The sequence below is a fragment of the Roseovarius sp. genome (assembly GCF_018066915.1).
GTDB lineage: Bacteria > Pseudomonadota > Alphaproteobacteria > Rhodobacterales > Rhodobacteraceae > Roseovarius.
On the sequence record NZ_JAGPVV010000356.1, the window covers coordinates 1 to 21,791 of the forward strand.

At 61.8% G+C, this 21,791-nt stretch carries 21 protein-coding genes; 10 read left to right on the top strand and 11 right to left on the bottom strand.

Annotated features, from left to right (window positions below):
- From KBT70_RS20000 to greA, 6 genes are all read right to left on the bottom strand, one after another.
- On the bottom strand, nucleotides 1–331 hold a 331-nt coding region (locus tag KBT70_RS20000), incomplete at its 3' end, for a GNAT family N-acetyltransferase (RefSeq protein ID WP_296638286.1).
- Nucleotides 321–899, bottom strand: a complete 579-nt coding sequence (gene tsaB, locus KBT70_RS20005; RefSeq protein WP_296638288.1) for a tRNA (adenosine(37)-N6)-threonylcarbamoyltransferase complex dimerization subunit type 1 TsaB — start codon at nucleotides 897–899, stop codon at nucleotides 321–323. The genes KBT70_RS20000 and tsaB, both read right to left, overlap by 11 nt.
- The gene (locus KBT70_RS20010; RefSeq protein ID WP_296638291.1) at nucleotides 889–1,452 is read right to left on the bottom strand and encodes a NifU family protein; all 564 of its coding nucleotides are present in this window, start codon (nucleotides 1,450–1,452) and stop codon (nucleotides 889–891) included. The genes tsaB and KBT70_RS20010 overlap by 11 nt, the downstream gene beginning before the upstream one ends.
- An 89-nt stretch (nucleotides 1,453–1,541) precedes the next feature.
- The gene (locus KBT70_RS20015; protein ID WP_008281314.1) at nucleotides 1,542–1,997 is read right to left on the bottom strand and encodes a universal stress protein; all 456 of its coding nucleotides are present in this window, start codon (nucleotides 1,995–1,997) and stop codon (nucleotides 1,542–1,544) included.
- Between the two features lie 121 nt (nucleotides 1,998–2,118).
- Entirely contained in the window at nucleotides 2,119–3,135 is a 1,017-nt protein-coding gene (locus KBT70_RS20020; protein ID WP_296638300.1) for a hypothetical protein, read from the bottom strand.
- Nucleotides 3,136–3,149: 14 nt separating this feature from the next.
- Nucleotides 3,150–3,620 (bottom strand): transcription elongation factor GreA, encoded by a 471-nt coding sequence (gene greA / locus KBT70_RS20025; RefSeq protein WP_296638305.1) that lies wholly within the window; start codon nucleotides 3,618–3,620, stop codon nucleotides 3,150–3,152.
- A gap of 278 nt (nucleotides 3,621–3,898) precedes the next feature.
- Here greA and KBT70_RS20030 point away from each other — a divergent pair, with 278 nt between their 5' ends.
- The 3 genes from KBT70_RS20030 to KBT70_RS20040 are packed head-to-tail and all read left to right on the top strand — an operon-like array spanning nucleotide 3,899 to nucleotide 8,185.
- A complete protein-coding gene (locus KBT70_RS20030; protein ID WP_296638310.1) occupies nucleotides 3,899–5,548 on the top strand; it encodes an electron transfer flavoprotein-ubiquinone oxidoreductase in 1,650 nt (549 codons plus the stop codon).
- A 35-nt stretch (nucleotides 5,549–5,583) separates the two neighbouring features.
- Nucleotides 5,584–7,371: a tetratricopeptide repeat protein gene (locus KBT70_RS20035; RefSeq protein ID WP_296638424.1), complete on the top strand. Its 1,788-nt coding sequence runs from the start codon at nucleotides 5,584–5,586 to the stop codon at nucleotides 7,369–7,371.
- Nucleotides 7,361–8,185 (top strand): 4-(cytidine 5'-diphospho)-2-C-methyl-D-erythritol kinase, encoded by an 825-nt coding sequence (locus tag KBT70_RS20040; protein WP_296638427.1) that lies wholly within the window; start codon nucleotides 7,361–7,363, stop codon nucleotides 8,183–8,185. Before KBT70_RS20035 ends, KBT70_RS20040 begins: the two co-directional genes overlap by 11 nt.
- On the opposite strand, the gene KBT70_RS20045 is transcribed toward KBT70_RS20040, so the two are convergent.
- Entirely contained in the window at nucleotides 8,178–9,179 is a 1,002-nt protein-coding gene (locus KBT70_RS20045) for a polyprenyl synthetase family protein (RefSeq protein WP_296638314.1), read from the bottom strand. The two genes, KBT70_RS20040 and KBT70_RS20045, sit on opposite strands and share 8 nt — an antisense overlap.
- 56 nt (nucleotides 9,180–9,235) lie before the next feature.
- Here KBT70_RS20045 and KBT70_RS20050 point away from each other — a divergent pair, with 56 nt between their 5' ends.
- The 3 genes from KBT70_RS20050 (at nucleotide 9,236) to KBT70_RS20060 (ending at nucleotide 10,507) form a co-directional block, all read left to right on the top strand.
- Nucleotides 9,236–9,451 carry a DUF2007 domain-containing protein gene (locus KBT70_RS20050; RefSeq protein WP_296638318.1) on the top strand — a complete coding sequence of 72 codons (216 nt, stop codon included), beginning with the start codon at nucleotides 9,236–9,238 and terminating at the stop codon, nucleotides 9,449–9,451.
- Nucleotides 9,441–10,214 (top strand): methyltransferase, encoded by a 774-nt coding sequence (locus tag KBT70_RS20055; protein WP_296638321.1) that lies wholly within the window; start codon nucleotides 9,441–9,443, stop codon nucleotides 10,212–10,214. Before KBT70_RS20050 ends, KBT70_RS20055 begins: the two co-directional genes overlap by 11 nt.
- A gap of 122 nt (nucleotides 10,215–10,336) precedes the next feature.
- Nucleotides 10,337–10,507, top strand: a complete 171-nt coding sequence (locus KBT70_RS20060; RefSeq protein WP_296638323.1) for a YdcH family protein — start codon at nucleotides 10,337–10,339, stop codon at nucleotides 10,505–10,507.
- A gap of 81 nt (nucleotides 10,508–10,588) precedes the next feature.
- On the opposite strand, the gene KBT70_RS20065 is transcribed toward KBT70_RS20060, so the two are convergent.
- On the bottom strand, nucleotides 10,589–11,197 hold the full coding sequence (locus KBT70_RS20065; RefSeq protein ID WP_296638325.1) for an alpha-ketoglutarate-dependent dioxygenase AlkB: 609 nt from the start codon (nucleotides 11,195–11,197) through the stop codon (nucleotides 10,589–10,591).
- A gap of 209 nt (nucleotides 11,198–11,406) precedes the next feature.
- Here KBT70_RS20065 and dnaK point away from each other — a divergent pair, with 209 nt between their 5' ends.
- From dnaK to radC, 3 genes are all read left to right on the top strand, one after another.
- A complete protein-coding gene (gene dnaK, locus KBT70_RS20070; RefSeq protein ID WP_296638328.1) occupies nucleotides 11,407–13,314 on the top strand; it encodes a molecular chaperone DnaK in 1,908 nt (635 codons plus the stop codon).
- A 78-nt stretch (nucleotides 13,315–13,392) separates the two neighbouring features.
- On the top strand, nucleotides 13,393–14,553 hold the full coding sequence (gene dnaJ / locus KBT70_RS20075; protein WP_296638330.1) for a molecular chaperone DnaJ: 1,161 nt from the start codon (nucleotides 13,393–13,395) through the stop codon (nucleotides 14,551–14,553).
- A gap of 87 nt (nucleotides 14,554–14,640) precedes the next feature.
- Nucleotides 14,641–15,396 (top strand): DNA repair protein RadC, encoded by a 756-nt coding sequence (gene radC, locus KBT70_RS20080; protein ID WP_296638333.1) that lies wholly within the window; start codon nucleotides 14,641–14,643, stop codon nucleotides 15,394–15,396.
- Between the two features lie 3 nt (nucleotides 15,397–15,399).
- On the opposite strand, the gene KBT70_RS20085 is transcribed toward radC, so the two are convergent.
- From KBT70_RS20085 to secA, 3 genes are all read right to left on the bottom strand, one after another.
- Complete coding sequence (locus KBT70_RS20085) at nucleotides 15,400–16,956, bottom strand: phosphate ABC transporter substrate-binding/OmpA family protein (RefSeq protein WP_296638335.1); 1,557 nt, start codon at nucleotides 16,954–16,956, stop codon at nucleotides 15,400–15,402.
- 25 nt (nucleotides 16,957–16,981) lie between these two features.
- On the bottom strand, nucleotides 16,982–17,956 hold the full coding sequence (locus tag KBT70_RS20090) for a hypothetical protein (protein ID WP_296638338.1): 975 nt from the start codon (nucleotides 17,954–17,956) through the stop codon (nucleotides 16,982–16,984).
- A gap of 95 nt (nucleotides 17,957–18,051) precedes the next feature.
- Entirely contained in the window at nucleotides 18,052–20,748 is a 2,697-nt protein-coding gene (secA, locus tag KBT70_RS20095) for a preprotein translocase subunit SecA (protein ID WP_296638340.1), read from the bottom strand.
- A 191-nt stretch (nucleotides 20,749–20,939) separates the two neighbouring features.
- On the opposite strand from secA, the gene KBT70_RS20100 reads away from it, so the two are divergent.
- Nucleotides 20,940–21,791 carry a peptidylprolyl isomerase gene (locus tag KBT70_RS20100; RefSeq protein ID WP_296638343.1) on the top strand — a complete coding sequence of 284 codons (852 nt, stop codon included), beginning with the start codon at nucleotides 20,940–20,942 and terminating at the stop codon, nucleotides 21,789–21,791.

The window sequence follows — 21,791 nt, forward strand, 5'->3', positions numbered from 1 at the left end:
GGTAGCCTGCGGCGCGGTAGAGCGCCAATGCGGGGGCATTGTCCTCGGCCACTTCAAGAAAGGCCGTGGTTGCGCCGCGGGCCCGTGCGCTTGCATCAAAGGCCGTCAAGCAGGCGCGCGCCAGACCTTCGCGGCGATAGTCGGGGTCGGTGGCGAGCGTCAGCACTTCGGCCTCGTCCGCGATCACGCGGCCCAACACAAAGGCCCGCGCGTCGCCCACGGCAAAAACGAAGGCACTACCGAGCAGCGTGGCGAATTCCTCGGCGGACCAGGCCCGGCCCGAATTGCGAAAGGCGCGGGCGTGGCAGGTGGCGAGGGTTTCAGGCGTCATCAAGGATCACTGGCGGGAGGTCGCGCGCGGGGGCGGCATCGGCGGGACGCACATAAAGCGGGGCGGGCGGCGGGCTGTCTTGTGGTGCCTGAGCGGCCAGACGCGCCATCAGTTCAGCCAGCCGGGCGGGATCAGGCGGCAGGATAGGATCGACGACAGAGGTGATCCCCACCAATTCCGGCGCGGCGGTGGCCGTCTGGATATAGGCCATGTCACGGGGCGCGGGCACGCAGGGTGTGCCGCCCTGCGTCTGTGCGCGGATCGCCTCCAGCGTACTGATTCCGACGGTGGGGATATCGAGGCTCAACGCCAGCCCCCGTGCCGCCGCGACGGAAATGCGAATGCCGGTGAAGTTGCCGGGACCGATGCCCACACCGATACGGTCAAGGTCCCGCCATGTGATCCCGGCCTGATCCAGCACCTCGTGCAAGAGCGGCATGAGCCGCTCGGCCTGTCCGCGCCCCATGGTTTCGGCACGCGATACGAGCACACGCTCTCCTTGCAACAAAGCGGCCGCGCAATGCGCGGCCGATGTGTCAAAAGCCAGTATCAGTGGTTCAGAGACCAACAGGGCGCACCTCTGTCACCTCGGGGATATAGTGGCGCAACAGGTTCTCGATCCCCATCTTGAGCGTGATGGTAGAGGACGGGCAGCCTGCGCAAGCGCCCTGCATGTGAAGATAGACGACGCCACGGTCAAAGCCGTGAAAGGTGATGTCGCCCCCATCCTGCGCCACGGCGGGCCGAACGCGGGTGTCGAGCAACTCCTTGATTTGATTCACGATCACCGAATCCTCGCCGCTATGTTCGGCATGACCCGACGCACCGCCGCCCTCGCCCAGCATGACCGGTTGACCGGATTGGTAATGTTCCATGATCGCACCCAAAATCGCGGGTTTGATATGATCCCATTCGATCGCCTCGCCCTTGGTGACGGTCACGAAATCATTGCCGAAAAACACACCCGACACACCCGGCACGCGGAAAATACGCTCTGCCAGCGGGGAGCTACCGGATTTCTCGGCGCTCGGGAAATCTGCAGTTCCAGCCTCGAGCACGGTCTGACCGGGCAGGAATTTCAACGTCGCGGGATTGGGTGTGGATTCGGTCTGGATGAACATGGCGCGCCCTTTCGTGGTTGCCCAAGATATGCGCCCGACGTCCCGTGCTGTCAAGGATTGGAACGATTCTAAACTGGTGCGGGCCTGCCTCAGGTGATGGCCTCAAGCCGTTCTTTGGTCAGATCGCCGGGCACGATGGTGATGGGAATGGGCAGGGTGCCTGCGGTCTTGGTCAGTTGCGTAACCAGCGGACCGGGCCCTTTCTTGCCGGTGGCGGCCCCAAGCACCAACACGCCGATCGCTGGATCATCCTGGACCTGCGCGATGATCTCGACCGCCGGATCGCCTTCGCGGATGACCAGTTCCGGGTTGATCCCCTGTTTGTCGCGCATCCATTTGGCAAAGACCTCGAAATGCGCCTCGATCCTCTCGCGCTGTTCCTCGCGCATGAGGTCGCCCACGCCGATCCAGTGGTTGAACTCCTCGGGTGGGATCACGGCAAGGATTTCCACCCCGGCCCCTGTATGGGCGGCGCGCATCGCGGCAAAGCGCATGGCGTTGAGACATTCGCGGCTGTCATCCAGCACGACGAGAAACTTGCGCATCGGTTCTATCTCCTCAGGCGCGCATCATGCCGTGGTTTTTTCTTCGGGGCAATCGCAGAGTCGGGGGGCTCTGCCCCCCGGCCCCCGAGGTATTTTAGGCCAGATTAAACCGAGGCGCGGATCAGTCGAAGGTGCCCGCAACGCGCCCCAAGAGCATGAAGGCGCGGGCGGTGCGCGTTTCTGAAAGCTCTGATATTTCAGAATCGCTGGCGGTTTCGGCGAACTGGGTGAACATCTTGTCGAAACGGCGCAGAAAATGATGTGCGGCGTCACGAAAGATCGTGTCCTGTTTCATCCGCGCTGCCGTCAGCGCCAGCGATGAGCGGTCGCGGATACCGCCCAAGGCGGCGATGGTGCGGCCGCGCTCTCCCCCGGCAAAACGACGCCAGACCTCGGGGCGGGCCATGTCGGGGCGCAGGTCATCCATGTAGATGCCATCATGCGACATCAGCGTCAGGATATCCTGTGAGGCGCGGATCAACTGGGCAGTAGGCCGGTCCTTGAGCGCACGGCGCAGGGCGGCGAAGCCCACCTTGTCCTCGGGGTTGTCGGGGAAATTCAGGGCGCGGATGAAATCGGCCCGCTCGAGCGGGGCCTGCATATCCTCGGCAGAGGTGCCAAGCGGCAGCGAAACCTGATCGCCGGGGTCACTGGGCGAAGGGGCCGGGGCCAATATCGGACGTGGTTCGGGCATGCCCACACGGATCGAGGAGAATGTCGCCAGTGCCGTTTCCGTCTTGCGTTGGGCGGCGGCGATTTCGTCGAGCTTCTGACTGACGGTCTTGTCCACGGTCTGACCAAGCGTCTGGTTCTGGGCAACATAGGCGGCGCGGATCGCGTCGATGGCGGCGCGCAGGCGGCGACTTTCTTCGCGCATCACACGGCTGGTGCGGGCGGCAGTCGCCCCGACCCAGATCATCGCCACGGGCATGAAGACCGCAATCAGCACGATCACGAATTGCAGCGCGCCGCCGCCGGTTTCGGCCCGCGGGGTGAAAACCAGAAAGAACACCGCCGAGCCCAAGAGCCAAATTGCCGAAAGCGCCAGGGCGATCCATTCGATCGACGTGACCCCTTCGGTTTCGGATTTCGTGTCAAACCCCTTGGCGGGGCCATTTTCAGTGCGGGCTGGGCGCATGATGGGGTGCCTGATCAGATATAGGCGACCTTTATCACCTCGTAGGCGCGATCACCACCGGGCGTGCGCACTTCGACGCTATCGCCCTCTTCTTTGCCGATGAGCGCCCGAGCAATCGGCGATTTTATGTTCAAAAGGCCCTTTTCGATGCTGGCCTCATGCTCGCCCACGATTTGATAGGTGCGTTCCTCGCCCGAATCCTCGTCCACGAGCGTGACGGTCGCGCCGAACTTGATCGCGCCTGAGAGCTTGGCGGGGTCGATCACCTCGGCGAGACTCAGGATGCCTTCAAGCTCCTTGATCCGGCCCTCGATAAAGGACTGTTTTTCCTTGGCGGAATGATACTCGGCATTCTCGCTCAGGTCGCCATGCTCGCGCGCCTCGGCGATAGCCCGAATGATCGCGGGGCGCTCCACCGATTTGAGCTGTTTCAGCTCAACCTCAAGCGCGGCATGGCCGCCAGCCGTCATCGGGATCTTTTCCATATCAACCGTCCATTGTCAGAAGCGGGGCCGCTAGATAGCAGGCCCCGTCACATCACATCTCGAATTTCGAGGCAGATTGCCCGAAGCGCGCGCCCGATTGCAAGAGCGGATCGCGGAGAGCGCGAGATTAGGCCGCTGTCGCGTGACAAATTGCCGTTTTCCAAATGGTTTTACGTCGTGTTTCAATTGACGCTCGATACATGCGCAGGCTAGTCACACTCGCAACTTTGTTGCGCGCGAGGACCATGATTGCTGCGCCCGGGAAAAGGATGAGGACGATGACCGAGATAACACGCGAGACGATGGACTATGACGTTGTGATCGTGGGCGCGGGCCCGGCCGGTCTTTCGGCGGCGATCCGCCTCAAGCAGCTTGATCCCGATTGCGCCGTTGTGGTGCTTGAGAAAGGCTCTGAGGTGGGGGCGCATATCCTGTCCGGTGCGGTGCTCGATCCTTGCGGTCTCGATGCGCTGATCCCAGACTGGAAAGAGCGCGGCGCGCCGCTCAACACGCCCGTGACCGAGGATAATTTCTATATGCTGGGCGAGGCAGGCCGAATTCGCGTGCCGAATTTCCCGATGCCGCCGCTGATGAACAACCACGGTAATTATATCGTCTCGATGGGCAATGTCTGTCGCTGGATGGCCGAGCAGGCCGAGGAACTGGGCGTCGAGATATTCCCCGGTATGTCCTGTTCCGAGCTGGTTTATGGCGAAAATGGCGAGGTCAAAGGCGTGGTTGCCGGGGAGTTCGGCAAGAATGAGGATGGCACGCCGGGCCCGAATTACGAGCCGGGGATGGAATTGAACGGCAAGTATGTCTTTCTATCCGAGGGCGTGCGCGGCAGCCTCGCCAAAGAGGTCATTGCCAAATACGATCTGTCCAAAGGCAAGGAACCGCAGAAATTCGGCCTTGGCATGAAGGAAATCTGGGAGGTCGATCCCGCCAAGCATCGCCCCGGCACCGTTACACATACGATGGGCTGGCCGCTGGGCAGCAACGCCGGTGGTGGATCGTTCATCTATCACCTTGAGAACAATCAGGTCTATGTGGGCTTCGTGGTGCATCTGAACTACAAGAACCCCTACCTTTTCCCCTATATGGAATTCCAGCGGTTCAAGCATCATCCGATGGTGGCCGACCTGCTCAAGGGCGGCAAGCGCGTGGCCTATGGCGCGCGTGCCATTTCCGAGGGCGGGTATCAGTCGATGCCCAAGATGGTGGCGCCCGGCGTGGCGCTGTTGGGGTGTTCGGTGGGCATGGTCAACGTGCCGCGCATCAAAGGCAATCACAACGCCATGCTCTCGGGCAAGGCGGCGGCAGAGGCGGCGCATGCGGCATTGGTCGCAGGGCGCGCCAGCGACGAGTTGAGCGATTACGAGACCGAAGTGCGCAGCGGTGCTATTGGCAAGGATCTCAAGAAGGTGCGCAACGTCAAGCCGCTCTGGTCGAAATACGGTCTCTTGGCGTCGCTTGGCCTCGGTGGGTTCGACATGTGGACCAATACCGCGGGCTTCAGCCTGCTGGGTACGCTCAGCCATGGCAAAAGTGATGCCGCCGCGACCGAACCCGCGTCCAAGCACAAGCCCATCGACTATCCCAAACCAGACGGCAAGCTCAGCTTTGACCGGCTGACCAATGTCAGTTTCTCGATGACCAATCACGAGGAAAGCCAGCCAGCGCATCTGCAGTTGAAAGATGCCAGTGTTCCGATTGGCATGAACCTGCCCAAATATGACGAGCCCGCGCAGCGCTATTGCCCGGCGGGTGTCTATGAGGTGGTGCGCGAAGAGGGCAAAGACCCGCGTTTCGTCATCAACTTTCAGAACTGCGTGCATTGCAAGACCTGTGACATCAAGGACCCAAGCCAGAATATCAACTGGGTCACGCCACAGGGGGGGGATGGTCCGAACTATCCCAACATGTAAGCATTTCGTGATCTTTGGGGCGCGGCGCGGCAATTCTGTCGCGCTGCATTGCCTTGGGGGGGCGGGCATATTACCTTTGCGACAAACCAGACCATAAAAGGCAGGACAGCGTGACCCATCGACCTCTTGCAGCGCTTGCATTTACCGCCCTCTTGCAGGTCATGCCCCTGCCCGCGATGTCAGAGGTGTCCTCTGGTGCCTATCTCGCAGCCCAACAGGCCCGCACCACGGGCGATTTCGCGGCAGCGGCGCAGTATTATGCTCAGGCACTGACTCGTGATCCGTCCAATCCCGCCCTGTTGGAAAATGCCACCGTCGCCTATCTGGCGCTGGGCAGGCTGGAACCGGCGGTCGCGGTCGCGCGCAAGATCGAGGCGGACGGGCTGCGCAGTCAGGTAAGCCAGATGGCGCTGGTGGCGGATGAGACACGCGAGGGGCAATGGGATGCGCTGCTGACGCGGATCGCAGAGGAACGCGGGGTCGGTGATCTGGCGGATGGGATGATCGCGGCTTGGGCCGATCTGGGCAAGGGCGACATGACCTCGGCACTGGCGCGGTTCGATGCGGTGGCCGAAGAGCGTGGCTTGCGCAGTTTTGCGATTTACCACAAGGCGCTGGCATTGGCCTCGGTCGGGGATTTCGAAGGCGCGGACAAGGTGTTCAGCGGCGAGGATGAAGGCCCCATCCAACGCACCCGGCGCGGGGTGATCGGCTGGTCGCAAGTGCTGAGCCAAATCGGACAGCAAGAGCGCGCCATCAGCATCATCGACGACACGTTCGGCACCGATATTGACCCCGAAATCGAGGCTCTGCGTGCGCGTCTCGCAGCGGGCGAGAGCGTGCCCTTTGATTTGGTCAATAGCGCATCGGACGGGATTGCCGAGGTGTTCTTTTCCCTCGGTCGCGCGTTGATGCAAGAGGCCAATGACGAGTATGTCCTGATCTATGCCCGCGTGGCCGAGATGATCAAACCCAGCCATGTGGATGCCGTGCTCATGGCTGCAAACCTGCTTGAGGATCTTGAGCGTTACGATCTGGCGATCGAGGCCTACAAGAAAGTGCCGCGCGATCACCCGTCGTATCATCTGGCCGAGTTGGGACGCAGCGATGTTCTGCGCCGCGCGGACAAGCCGGACGCAGCCATCGAAGTGCTGGAACAGTTGGCGACGGTCTATCCGAATCTGCCAGAGGTTCATGTGGCGGTGGGGGACCTCTATCGTTCGCAAGAGGATTTCGCCGCCGCGGTGCCCGCCTATGATCGGGCGCTTGATCTCTATCAGGCGCGGGGCAACGATCAGTGGTTCGTGCGCTATGCCCGCGCCATCAGCCACGAGCGATTGGACAATTGGCCCGAGGCCGAGGCCGATTTCCGTCGCGCGTTGGAGCTGAACCCGGATCATCCGCAGGTGCTCAATTACCTCGGCTATACGATGGTGGAAAAGCACATCAATCTGGACGAGGCGCTGAACATGATCGAGCGCGCTGTCGCGGCACAACCCGAGAGTGGCTATATCGTCGACAGCCTTGGATGGGTGCTCTATCGCCTCGGGCGCTATGAAGAGGCCATCGTGCAAATGGAGCGCGCGGCCGAATTGATGCCGACCGATCCGGTGGTCAATGACCATCTGGGCGATGTGCTCTGGGCTGTGGGCCGCAAGGTTGAGGCCCGGTTTCAGTGGAAGCGCGCGCTGTCGCTGAACGAGAGCGAGCCCTCGCCCGATCTGGAGCCGGAGCGCGTGCGCCGCAAGCTGGAAGTGGGTCTGGATCAGGTGCTGAAGGACGAAGGCGCGGAGCCTCTCAAATTTGTCAAAGATGGCAACTGACGGGTTCGCCCCCGCCAAGATCAACCTTTCCCTGCATGTCACCGGGCGCCGGTCAGATGGTTATCATCTGCTCGATTCGCTGGTGGTCTTTGCTGATCTGGGCGACCGTCTGAGCCTGCGACCTGCCCCAGAGGCCCGACTGAGCGTGACCGGGCCAATGGCCGGGGGCGTGCCGACCGGCCCTGACAACCTTGTGCTGCGGGCGGCGGCGCTGATTGGGATCACCGCCGAGATCACGCTCGACAAGCATCTGCCTGCAGCTGCGGGCATTGGCGGCGGGTCAAGCGATGCGGCGGCTTGCCTGCGGGCCCTGGCAGAGATGAGCGGTCTATCAGTGCCCAGCGATGTCTTGACCCTTGGGGCCGATGTGCCGGTCTGCCTATTGGCGCGCGCCGCGCGGATGCGGGGGATTGGCGAGGATGTGATCCCGGTCGATGGTTTGCCGATGCTCGATGCCGTGCTGGTCAATCCCGGCGTGCCTGTCTCGACGCCCGCAATCTTTCGCAGGCTCGCGCAGCGGGACAATCCGGCGATGCCCGAGCAATTGCCGATATGGCCTGATGTCGCCACGCTCATCGACTGGCTGAGAGCGCAGCGCAATGATCTGCAAGACGCGGCGATTGCGGAAGAGCCTGTGGTGGCCGACGTGCTGCATGCGATTGCATCGACGCGGCACTGTGCCCTCGCACGAATGTCGGGATCAGGGGCCACCTGTTTCGGGCTCTATCCCGATGCCACGACCGCCACGCGCGCCGCGCAAGCGCTGAGTGCGGCAAACCCCGGCTGGTGGGTGCAGGCCACGCGGCTTAGCTGATCCGCGCCACCACATAGCCTGCGAGATTGTCGAGCATGCGCTGCACGGGATGATCCGGCAGCACGGCAATCGCCGCACGGGCGCGGGCAGCCCAATCCAAGGCTTCGGCGCGGGTCTGCTCCAGTGCGCCATGCGCCTGCATCAAGCCAAGGGCGTGCTCCAGATCGCCATCGCGCTGATCGCCTTTTTCGATGGTGCGTTTCCAAAAGGCGCGTTCTTCGGCATTTGCCGCCGCCACCGCCTTGATCACCGGCAGAGTCAGCTTGCGCTCGCGGAAATCATCACCGACGTTCTTACCGGTGGATTTGGCATCGCCTTGATAGTCGAGCAGATCATCGACGATCTGAAACGCAATACCAAGCGCATCGCCATACTCAAAGAGCGCCTTGACGTGATCCTCGGGCGCACCAGCAATGACGCCCCCCACCTCGGTCGCGGCAGAAAAGAGCGCCGCCGTCTTGCCGCGCACCACTTGCAGGTAGATATCCTCGGTCGTCGCCAGATCCTGCGCCGCACTCAGCTGCAACACCTCGCCTTCGGCAATCGTGGCCGAGGCGTTGGACAGGATATCGAGCACCCGGAGCGATCCCGGCTCGACCATCAACTGAAACGCGCGGGCAAAGAGGTAATCGCCCACGAGCACGCTCGATTTATTATCCCAGAGCAGGTTGGCGGTGGGGCGACCGCGCCGCTGCGCGCTCTCGTCCACCACATCATCATGCAAGAGCGTGGCGGTATGGATGAATTCCACCGTGGCCGCCAGATGCACATCAAACGGGCCGTCGTAACCGCAGAGATCCGCAGTGGCCAGCACCAGCATCGGGCGCAGGCGCTTGCCGCCTGCCTCGACCAGATGCGCGGTCACTTGCGGAATGCGCGGGGCGTGGCGGGACGCCATCCGCTCGCGGATCAAGAGGTTGACCGCCTCCATCTTGGACGCCAGATGGGCGGCCAATTGTTCATGCGGCTTGGTGGCGACTTCATCCAATCCCATACTTCCCTCGTCAACACCGCTCGACATAGCGCGCGCCATGCTCTTATCTATGGCCCATGAAACAGCTTTTGCGAACCAATGACATTTCGTCCATCGCCTTTGCTCAGGCGCTTCTTCAGGGCGAGGGTATAGACTGCTTTGAAATGGACGTAAACATGAGCATCCTCGAAGGCTCAATCGGCATTTTCCCACGTCGCCTCATGGTTGCGACGGCCGATTACGAAGACGCGCGGACCACTCTCATCGACAACGGTTTCTCGCTTGAGGACTGAGCCCTTTGCCGAGGACGAACTGAGTTTTGACGCCTTTTTGGGCGGGCGCTTGCAGATTGCACAGCCGAAAACAGGCTATCGCGCCGGGGTCGATCCGGTGCTTTTGGCCGCGAGCGTGCCCGCGCGTGCGGGGCAAACCCTGTTGGATCTGGGCTGTGGGTCGGGGATTGCCGCACTCTGTGTCATGGCGCGGGTGCCGGGGGTGATGGCGGCGGGGCTGGAGGTGCAACCCGCCTATGCGACACTGGCACGCCGCAACAGCGCGACCAATGGTCTGGCGCTCGACGTGACAGAGGGCGACATTGCCGACATGCCCGCCACCCTGCGCGCGCGGCAATTCGATCATGTGATCGCCAACCCACCCTATTTCGACCGCCTGCACAGCACCGCCGCCGAGGATGCAGGCCGCGAGCGGGCGATGGGCGAGGCGCTGCCGCTGGCGGACTGGGTGCGCGCCGCGGCCCGGCGCACACTCTCGGGCGGGACTGTGACCTTTATTCAGAGGGCAGAGCGCTTGCCAGATCTGCTGACGCCGATGGCGGCGCATCTGGGAAGTATCGAGGTGCTGCCTCTGATCCCGCGTCGAGGCCGCGCCGCGCGGCTGATTCTCGTCCGGGGGCGCAAGGGTGGGCGCGCAGCACCACGTTTGCACGATGGCTGGCTTCTTCATGCAGGCGAAAATCATGGGCAAGATGGTGAGGATTATACCGCCGCCACCTCGGATGTGCTCAGGAACGCAGCAGCGCTGCCTTTCCCCGCCTGATTTATCTAAAATGCCGCAGGCATAGAGCCGCGCAGTTTGCAGGTGCAGCGTGACAGTATTGTAAAAATGTGGTGCACTTCCCATGTCGAATAGACAAACCCACACCACAGAGGAGACTGCCCATGAGCTTGAGTTCGCATATCGAAGAACTGAAGAAGAAACATCACGCGCTCTCGGAACAAGTGGAACGGGCGCAGCGCGCGCCGGGCAGCAGCACGTTGGAAATCGCAGACCTCAAAAAGCAGAAACTGAAGATCAAGGAAGAGATTGAACGCCTGTCGGTCAACGCCTGACACGCTCTCACCTCTCACGACGGGTCTTGTCCGCCAGAGTGCGGACAAGGCCTTTTTTATGTCCGCGCCGCAACTCTGGCATCAATCCACCACACGGCAGGTCAGGTTGATCCGCCCGCCTCCGCGCAAGAGGGTGGAACTGCCCGGTCTGATCCGGTCAACGCCGTGATAGACGAGCCGCGCAGCGCCGCCCATCACCACAACATCGCCGGAGTTGAGCCAGATCGAGTCTGTCTTGCCGCCGCGCGTTGTGTTTCCGATGCGAAAGAGCGCGTCATCCCCCAAAGAGACCGACAACACCGGCCAACTGAAATCGGCCTCGTCCCGGTCCTGATGCAGCCCCATGCGCGCGCCCGCTGTGTAATGATTGATCAGGCAGCAGTCGGGCATGCGCACATCGCTGACCAAAGCGCGCCAGATCGCCAGCACACTCTCGGGAATCGGGGGCCAAGCCATGCCAGCGGGATGGCTTGGCGCATAGCGATAGCCGCCCCGGTCGCTGATCCAGCCATAGCGCCCCGCCGAAGTCATGCGCACGGTCATCGCGCGGCCCGATGGTGTCACGGGCTGAAAGAGTGGCGCCTCTGCCACCACATCGCGCAACTCAGTCACCATCGCGGATTGCATATCGTGATCAAGCCATCCCTTGAAAATCGCGACATCCCGCAGGATCAGCGTGGGCTCTGGCATCGCATGCCTCCTTTTGCGCCGGACAGCACCAATTCGGACCAAATTCGAGGAATTGCCCCGCAGCCACCGCTTGCAGGGGCACAATCCCCTGCCTATATACGCCCGGAAACACTGGTCATGCCACTGGCTGACCTGTCATTCACCGGGGGCCTGATGCCGGAACGGGTCGGGCCTCTGTCACATCGCCTAAGTAGAAGGGATCGAACAACATGGCCAAAGTTATTGGTATTGACCTCGGCACCACCAACAGCTGCGTCGCGATCATGGACGGCTCTCAGGCCCGCGTGATCGAAAACTCCGAAGGCGCACGCACCACCCCCTCCATCGTCGCCTTCACCGAGACAGAGCGTCTTGTGGGTCAGCCCGCCAAGCGGCAGGCCGTGACCAACCCGGAGAATACGATCTTTGGTGTCAAGCGCCTGATCGGCCGTCGCGCGGATGACGCATACCTCGCCAAAGACAAGAAGAACATGCCGTTCACTGTCATTGATGGCGGCAACGGCGATGCCTGGGTGCAGGCCCGCGGCGAGAAATACAGCCCCTCGCAAATTTCCGCCTTCATCCTCGGCAAGATGAAGGAAACCGCCGAGAGCTATCTTGGCGAAGAGGTGACGCAGGCCGTCATCACCGTGCCCGCCTATTTCAACGACGCACAGCGTCAGGCCACCAAGGATGCCGGCAAGATCGCTGGTCTCGAAGTGCTGCGGATCATCAACGAACCGACTGCGGCTGCGTTGGCCTATGGTCTGGACAAGAAGGATACGCATACCATCGCGGTCTATGACCTTGGCGGCGGCACCTTTGACGTGACCATTCTCGAGATTGACGATGGTCTCTTCGAGGTCAAGTCGACCAATGGCGACACCTTCCTCGGGGGTGAAGACTTTGACATGCGGATCGTGAACTACCTCGCGGATGAGTTCAAGAAAGAGCATGGCGTTGACCTGACCAAGGACAAGATGGCGCTTCAGCGCCTCAAGGAAGCGGCGGAGAAGGCCAAGATCGAGTTGTCCAGCTCGTCGCAGACCGAGATCAACCAGCCGTTCATCTCGATGGGCTCGAACGGTCAGCCGCTGCACATGGTCGTGAAGCTGACTCGCGCCAAGCTCGAAAGCCTGGTGGGCGATCTCATCACCGCCTCGCTCAAGCCCTGCAAGGCTGCGCTCAAGGATGCGGGCCTGACGGCGGCGGATATCGACGAAGTGGTCCTTGTGGGCGGTATGACCCGCATGCCCCGCGTGGTGGAAGAAGTGACCAAGTTCTTTGGCAAGGAACCGCACAAGGGTGTGAACCCCGATGAGGTTGTCGCCATGGGTGCGGCCATTCAGGCCGGTGTGCTTCAGGGCGATGTCAAGGACGTGGTGCTGCTCGACGTGACGCCGCTGTCGCTTGGTATCGAGACCTTGGGCGGTGTCTTTACCCGCCTCATCGACCGCAACACAACCATCCCGACCAACAAGAGCCAGATTTTCTCGACCGCCGAAGACAACCAATCGGCCGTGACGATCCGCGTGTTCCAGGGCGAGCGGGAAATGGCGGCAGACAACAAGATGCTGGGCCAGTTCAATCTGGAACACATCCCGCCCGCGCCGCGTGGCATGCCCCAGATCGAGGTGACATTCGACATCGACGCCAACGGCATCGTGTCTGTATCGGCCAAGGACAAGGGCACCAACAAGGAACAGAAGATCACGATTCAAGCGTCTGGCGGTCTCTCGGACGAAGACATCGAAAAGATGATCAAGGACGCCGAAGAGAATGCCGAGGCCGACAAGGCCCGTCGCGAATTGGTCGAGGCCCGCAATCAGGCCGAAAGCCTCATCAACTCGACCGAGAAGTCGATCGAGGAGCATGGCGACAAGGTCGATCCGACCACGGTCGAGGCGATCGAGCTGGCCATTGCCGCGCTCAAGGACGAGCTTGAGACCGACAATGTCGGCAAGATCAAGTCCGGCATCCAGAACGTCGCCGAAGCGTCGATGCGGTTGGGCGAGGCCATTTACAAGGCCAGCCAGAGCGAGTCTGACGATGAGCCGCGTGCTGCCGATCGTGGCGGCGATGAGGATGATATCCTTGACGCCGATTTCGAGGATCTCGACGACAACAAGCGCGCCTGAGGCCCGTCTTGACCCACTGGGGCCGGTTCGGCATTGCACCGGACCGGTCCCGTCAGGGTCACACCAAGGAGATCCCCGATGGCCAAACGTGACTATTACGAAGTGCTCGGGCTGTCCAAGGGCGCCTCGGCCGATGACATCAAGAAGGCCTATCGCAAGAAGGCCAAAGAACTTCACCCCGACCGCAACGCCGACAACCCTGACTCTGAACGCCAGTTCAAAGAGGCGGGCGAAGCCTATGACGTGCTCAAGGACCCGGACAAGAAAGCGGCTTATGACCGCTTTGGTCATGCTGCATTCGAAGGCGGCATGGGCAATGGCGGTGCGCGCCCCGGTGGCTTTGGCGGCGGCGCAGGCCAGGGCGATTTCGCCTCGGCCTTTTCGGACGTGTTCGATGACCTCTTTGGCGATTTCATGGGCGGCGGGCGCGGCGGTGGCGGGCGCCAACGTGCGGCGCGTGGTGCTGACCTGCGCTATAACCTGCGCGTGACGCTGGAAGAGGCCTTTGCCGGTCTGCAAAAGACGATCAAAGTGCCCTCTGCCGTGCCCTGTGACGCCTGCGATGGGTCCGGTGCCGAAGGTGGCGCACAACCCAGCACTTGCCCGACCTGTTCGGGCATGGGCAAGGTGCGCGCGCAACAGGGCTTCTTTACCGTCGAGCGGACCTGTCCCACCTGTGGCGGTCTGGGCCAGATCATCAAGAACCCCTGCAAGAGCTGTCAGGGGCAGGGCCGCGTGCAAAAAGATCGCGCGCTCTCGGTCAACATCCCTGCGGGCGTAGAAACCGGCACCCGTATCCGGCTTGCCGGTGAGGGCGAGGCGGGCATGCGCGGTGGTCCGGCGGGCGACCTTTATATCTTTATCGAAGTGGCCAAGCACGAGCTCTTCGAGCGCGAGGAAACAAACCTCTTTTGCCGCGTGCCGGTGTCGATGACCAAAGCGGCCTTGGGGGGCGATATCGAAGTGCCCACCATCGACGGCGGCCGCAGCCGGGTCAAGATTCCGCCGGGCTCGCAATCGGGGCGCCAGATGCGTCTGCGTGGCAAGGGCATGCCGGCCCTTCGCGGGGGCGCACCGGGCGACATGTTTATCGAGATGGCGGTGGAAACACCCGTCAATCTGACCGCGCGGCAAACCGAGCTCTTGCGCGAGTTCGAGGCGCTGAGCGAGGATAACAGCCCCGAGAGCAAGAGCTTCTTCTCTTCGGTCCGCAGTTTCTGGGACTCGATGAAGAGCTAAGGCAAACCCGGCCTGCGAAGGCCGGGTTTTTTCAATTTTTCTGCAGACGTTAACCACTTGCTAAGGCTCTTGCGGCAGGGTGGGCGCATGAGCAAATCCCGCGCCTTTTCCGATATGCCCCTCCCCCTCTTTGCCTGCGACGCGGCAGAGGTATCGGGGGGCGAAAAGCTTCCCTCTTACATCCGCGATCACCGAACCCGGCTGCGGGCCCGCTTCCTTGACGGGGGGGCTGCGGCGATGCCCGATTACGAGCTTCTGGAACTCGTGCTCTTTCGTGCCATTCCCCGGCGCGATGTGAAACCGCTGGCACATGCGCTGCTGGCCCAGTTCGGGGATTTCAACGGGGTTATCTCGGCCCCGCTGGAGCGGCTCATCGCTCTGCCCGGCGTGGGCGAGGCGGTGGCGACCGAACTCAAGATCGTCGAGGCCGCTGCGCATCGCCTGGCGCGTGCGCGCGTGCTCCGCCGGCAGGTGATCTCTTCTTGGGACGCGCTGCTCGACTATTGCCACACCACCATGGCCCATGCTGAGGTCGAGCAATTCCGCGTCTTTTATCTGGACCGCAAGAATATCCTCATCGCGGATGAGGAACAGGCGCGCGGCACTGTGGATCATGTGCCGGTCTACCCGCGTGAGGTGGTCAAGCGTGCGCTGCACCTCAATGCAAGCGCGCTCATTCTGGTGCATAATCATCCTTCGGGTGATCCCACGCCCTCTGCCGCCGATATCGATATGACACGACAGGTCCAGACCGCCGCAGAGGCGCTTGGCCTGACGCTGCACGATCATATCGTGATTGGCAAATCCTCTGAGGTCAGCTTTCGCTCTGCGGGCTTTCTCTGAGCGTCAGCGCACCCAGACTTCGACCCGCCGGTTGACCTGCCGCCCCCAAGCGGTGTCGTCGCAGGCCATCGGCATCGCCTCGCCAAAGGCCTCGAGTTCCAAACCGATCCGCTCCAGATTGGCGGTCTCGGCGGCGCGCATCACGGCGCGTTGCACGGTCTCGGCCCGGCGCAGGGCGATGTCGCGATTGGTGCCAGCCGGACCATCACCATCGGAAAAGCCGACAAAGACCAAGCGCCGCGCATCGTAATGCCCCAGTTCCATCGCCCGCGCCAATTGCTCGGCGTTCGAGCGCGATTGCGCATCAAGCCGCACCGATCCAGCCTCGAACCGGAACGTCGTCGTCAGACGCTTGAGCGGCCCCAGCACCTGCACCATGCGCTGCAACTCTTCCAGCCCCACCTCTGCGCCTGCCTGCGCTATCGCATTGGCAAAGCGGTCGCCTTGGTCGTTGATCACGATTTCCTCGGGGGTCTGATCCACGAACCCGGCGCGCCGGATCACCAACTGCGCCGACGGATCGCGCAGATATGTCATGAACTCTCGCCCCAGCTTGGGCAGTCGGCGTGCGGGCAGATAGACAAAGAGGGGGGCCGTCAGCGGATAATCCTCTGTCTTGACCGCGCGACGCGTGGCGCTGAGGGCAAAGCCACAGTCCCCCGTGAGCGCCAATTCCCAGGTGTTGCCCTGTTCCGAGCGCGTTGTCAGGCCAATCGCGAAGGGATCGCGCGCAACCGCTTCGGCAAAGGCGGAACCGTCAGGATGGCGCACCGCATGTGCGATCACGTCCCGCCCTTCGGGGCGCAGCACCTGATCGACGCTGGCCTGCCCTATCCCGGTTGTCGCATCCCACAGATGCACATCAATCGGGGCGTCAGGACCCCCCAGAGCGGCCCAATTTGTGATTTCCCCAGACAAGACCTGTGCGAGTTGGCGCAGGCTAATGCCTTGCACCGGATTGCTCGGCGCGACCACGGGTATGAGCGCATCGAGGGCCAGAACACGCACCTGTCCCGACGCCATCAGGTTGCCCAATCCCGCCTCGCGGGCGCGCGTGATTTCGTCTTGTCGCGCCTCGCGCAGCGTTAGGGCAATATCGGCCTCGTTGGCCAAGAGATCGGCAAATCCCTCATCAGTGTTGGTCAGCCGAAAGACGAATTCGCCAACCAGCGTGCCGTCCCCCTGATGCAGCGCAAAAAGTAATTCTTGCGGGCTGACATCCTCACGTGTGACGGCGTAATCGCCACGAATGGCAAAGGCCTCGATCAGCGCGGGCATCAGCACCCGACCAATCGTCGGCGCACCGGAGAACACCAGCCGCGCCACGTAATGTTCCAGATCCGGACAGCCCGGCCCCTCACAGGCCACGCCCGAGCCATCGACCGTCAACTCGCCGTAAATCGTGTCGACCCGGTAGAATTCCCCGTCGAACCCCAGCAGATTGCCGGAAATCTCGACCGCGCCGTCATGCGAGCGCAGCGTGACATCCTGAGCAAGGGCCAAGCCCGGCAGAGCCAGAAATGAAAGTGCGGCGAGAATCGCCGCACGCACAATTGTCATAGCTTGCTCCCTGCAAGACCGCGCCTCAGTTGGACGCGATCTTCAGGTCATTGAACAGGTTTTTCAACACAAGAAAGTCGCCAACCCCGTCGCAATCTGGCATTGCCAGCACGATATCCTGCACATCGAGCCCATTCGCTCCGATTGCGATGGATTGCGCCTCGAGATCGCGACCGCAATTGGTGTCTGTCACCTCGGCCTCGACCTGCAAATTCACTTCGCCGCTCTGCGCTGCTGCACCGGTGGGAAATGTATAGACCTCGGCCCGCAGCGCGTGATCCATATCCGGCTCGCCCAGAGAGGTCAGGAACCCGCCCTCGCCCTTGAGTGCGCGTGTCATGTCCTGACTGGCCCCGGCCCAGACATGCCCGGACCCGCCAAAATCAGCGCCATATTCGAGCGCATGCACATGCAGCGCAGCACCCCCCCGCCATTGCACGACAAAGCGGTCATAGAGCGCCAGCGTGTCCACGGTCGCGGTGGCAATGGCCCCTTGACCATCCTCAAAGGCTGCAATGAACACTGCCGCTTCGGTCAGCGCGGGCACGCTCAGCGTGCTCTCGCCTTGATCGCCGGTCACCGCGGTGAACATCATGCCGTTGTGATGCAGCGTAAATCCGGTGTTGGGCTGGCAGGGCGCGCTCAGCTTCACTTCGACCATGGCGGCGGCCATTGGGCGTGCCTCCATGACGTAGTCACAGGTGAAACTTGGTGCTGCCTCTTCCTCGGGCATCGAGTCGGTCAGGGGCACATCTTTGGCAACGGCCAGTGTCACGGGGGCTGCGGGCAGGGGCACAGGCTCTGGCGCAGTCATCGGCGGTACCGCCTCGGCCGAGGTGAGCTCGATCTGGGTGATCTCGACCGGCGTCTCAAGAGCCGGGGTAGGGACCAATCCTGCAGTTTGAACGGGGCTCTGTGCCCCGGCCTGCATGAAATAGCCTATCCCCAATGCACAGGCGAGCGTGCCGCCTGCGGTGATGTAACGTCTGGCCTTGGACATATCACTCTCCCTGACACATCAATTGTCACGGGGAAGCTACTGTTCAAAAATGGCCGCCGTATGGCGGGGAATGGGTGTCAATCGGGCGGGCGACCTTAGGCCAGCCGCCCGTGACAATGCTTGAACTTCTTGCCAGATCCACAAGGACAAGGATCGTTGCGGCCCGGATTGCCCCATGTTGCGGGATCATTTTCATCAAAGCCGGGGGCTACGTTCTCACTCACCTGCGGTGGTTCACCCGTATCGGCCGCCGCCATCATCGCCGCGCGCTGCGCCGCCATTTCCTGCATGAGCTGCTGCTGTTCGGCCTCGCTCATGGGGCGGATCTGCGCCAGTTTCTGCGTGACATCCATGCGCAGGCTGTCGAGCATGTTCTCGAAGAGCTGGAACGCCTCGTTCTTGTATTCGTTCAGAGGATCGCGCTGTGCATAGCCACGGAAGCCGACGACGCTGCGCAGATGCTCGAGCGTCAGCAGATGTTCGCGCCACTTGCCGTCGATCGTCTGCAAGAGAATCTGCTTCTCGATCATCCGCATGGTATCGGGGCCAAACTGCGCTGCCTTGGCCGCCATCATCTCATCGGCGGCCTTGTCCAGACGTTCAACGATCTCTTCATCGTCGACCCCTTCTTCGGCGGCCCAGTCGATCACTGGCAGGTCCATGTTCAGTTTTTCGATCACCGCCGCGTAGAGGCCTTGGGTATCCCATTGGTCGGCGTAGGTCTTGGGCGGCATGTATTGATCGACGAGATCGTCGATCACCTCGCCGCGCATGTCCTTGACGATGTCGCTCAGATCCTCGGCGCGCATGATGTCGAGGCGCTGCTTGAAGATCACCTTGCGCTGCTCGTTCATCACATCGTCGAATTTCAGCAACTGCTTGCGAATGTCGAAATTGCGCCCTTCGACCTTGGCCTGTGCGCGCTCTAGGGATTTGTTGACCCAAGGATGAATGATCGCTTCGCCCTCTTTCATGCCGAGCGTCGCCAACACCTTTTCCAGCCGCTCTGAGCCGAAAATGCGCATCAGATCGTCCTCAAGGCTGAGGAAAAAAGCCGATTTGCCCGGATCGCCCTGACGGCCAGAACGACCGCGTAGCTGATTGTCGATCCGGCGGCTCTCGTGCCGCTCGGTGGCAAGGACAAAGAGCCCGCCAGCGGCCTTTACCGCCTCTTCATCAGCGGTATGTTCGGATTCGATCCGCTTGCGGATATCCTCGGGGTCGGCCTCGGGATCGGCGGCGATGGCCTCCATGATCTTGAATTCGACGTTGCCGCCCAGCTTGATGTCGGTGCCGCGTCCGGCCATGTTGGTGGCAATCGTGACCGCCCCCAGCTTGCCGGCATCGGCGACGATCTGCGCCTCTTTCTCGTGCTGGCGGGCGTTGAGCACGTTATGCTCGATCCCGGCCTCGGTCAGCAACTTGCTCAGCATCTCGGATTTCTCGATGGAGGTGGTGCCCACCAGTGTCGGCTGGCCTTTTTCATGGGCCGTGCGAATGGCCGCGACGATGGCCTCGAATTTCTCGCGGGCGGTGCGATAGACGGCATCATCCTTGTCGATCCGCGCGATGGGGCGGTTGGTTGGAACTTCGACCACGCCCAGACCATAGATTTCGCCAAATTCCTCGGCTTCGGTCAGGGCGGTGCCGGTCATGCCCGAGAGCCTGTCATAGAGGCGGAAGTAATTCTGAAAGGTGACAGAGGCGAGGGTGACATTCTCGGGCTGGATGGTGCACCCCTCTTTGGCCTCGATTGCCTGATGCAGCCCGTCCGACAGGCGCCGCCCGGCCATCATCCGACCGGTGAATTCGTCGATCAGAACGACATCACCACCGCGCACGATGTAATCCTTGTCCTTCTGGAACAGTTTGTGCGCGCGCAGACCCTGATTGACGTGATGCACGATGGTCGTGCTTTCGGGATCATAGAGCGATTGCCCCTCGGGCAGAATGCCGCGCACGCTGAGCAGGTTTTCGAGATACTCGTTCCCTTCTTCGGTAAAGGTGACGTTGCGAGTCTTTTCGTCCAACTTGTAGTGGTCGTCCTGTAATTCGGGAATCAGGGCGTTGATCGTCTGATAGAGACTGCTGCGGTCCTGACTGGGCCCCGAGATGATCAAGGGCGTGCGTGCCTCGTCGATCAGGATGCTGTCCACCTCGTCGACCACGGCGAAATTGTGCCCGCGCTGGTTCATATCCTCAAGCGAGGATTTCATGTTGTCGCGCAAGTAGTCAAAGCCGAGTTCGTTATTGGTGGCATAGGTCACGTCAGCGGCATAGGCCGCCTTTTTCTCGGACTCGGGCTGTTGGGGATAGACCACACCGGTTCTCATGCCGAGCGCAGCAAAGACCTTGCCCATCCATTCGGCGTCACGCTTGGCGAGGTAATCGTTGACGGTAACGATATGAACGCCCTTGCCCGAGAGGGCGTTGAGATAGGCGGGAAAGGTTGCGACCAGCGTCTTGCCCTCACCGGTCTTCATCTCGGCGATATTGCCCTGATGCAGGAAAATCCCACCCATGAGCTGCACGTCAAAGGCGCGCAGGCCCAAGGCCCGGCGCGCGCCCTCACGGCAATTGGCAAAGGCTTCGGGCAGGAGGGCATCGAGGCTCTCGCCTCCGGCGATCCGAGCCCGGAACTCATTGGTCTTCTCTATCAGCGCTTGATCGCTCAGGCCTTGATATTCGGGTTCCAGCGCGTTGATCTTTGCGATCAGCGGGCGTGTCGCCTTGATCTTGCGGTCATTCGGGGTGCCGAAGATCTTTTTGGCGACCGTTCCAATACCCAACATGTTTTATCCGTTCCGGTGTTTTGCCTATCCGTGGCAGGCAACCGCTTGCCCCTCTTGTCGCGTCACCCTAAAACGGGGCGCAAGACGGCGGTTCTGCCTTGGTCTCAAGGCGATGTAAGGGCCAGCCGGTTGAGTGTCAACGCTGCGCACCCGCGCACCCCGCTCTGCGGGCCCCACCAAAGGATGATTTCATGTTTCGCCCCCTGCTTTCGACCGCAGCCCTTGTGACCGGGCTTGCCCTTGGCGCGCAGGCCCTCGCACAGGACACCCCGAGTGCCGAAACGGTGATGGCCACCGTGGGCGGCACCGACATCACTCTTGGGCATATGTTGGCGGTGCGCGCGGCCTTGCCCGCGCAATATGATCAGGTGCCCCCCGAGGTGCTCTTCAAAGGCGTACTCGATCAACTCATCCAGCAGGAATTGCTGAGCCAGGCGCATGAGGGCGAGATGTCGCGTGCCGCAGCGCTGCAACTCGAGAATGAGCGCCGTGCCGTTCTGGCCGCCGATGTGGCTGAGGGCGTGGTCAACGCCGACCTGACCGAAGAGCGGCTACAAGCCGCCTATGAGGCGCAATATGCTGGGGCCGAGGAAGAGACCGAGTACAAGGCCGCACATATTCTGGTCGAGACAGAGGAAGCGGCGCAAAAGCTGGTTTCCGAGTTGGAAGGCGGGGCGAATTTCGCAGCGCTTGCGCAGGAACATTCCATCGGTCCCTCTGGCCCGTCAGGTGGTGATCTGGGTTGGTTCGGCGATGGCGTGATGGTGCCTGAATTCTTTGCAGCGGTGTCAGCGCTAGAGGTCGGGACCGTTTCAGCACCGGTGCAGACGCAGTTCGGCTGGCATGTGATCAAGCTCGAGGAAACACGCGTCAAGGAGCGCCCGACGCTGGACGCCGTGCGCGAAGACTTGACCAACACCCTGCGCCAAGAGGCCTTTGACGCCTATATCGCAGCGCGCGAGGCCGCAACCGACGTGACCCGCACCGATACGACTGCGATGGACCCTGCTGTCATCAACCAAACCGACCTGCTGGAGAACTGA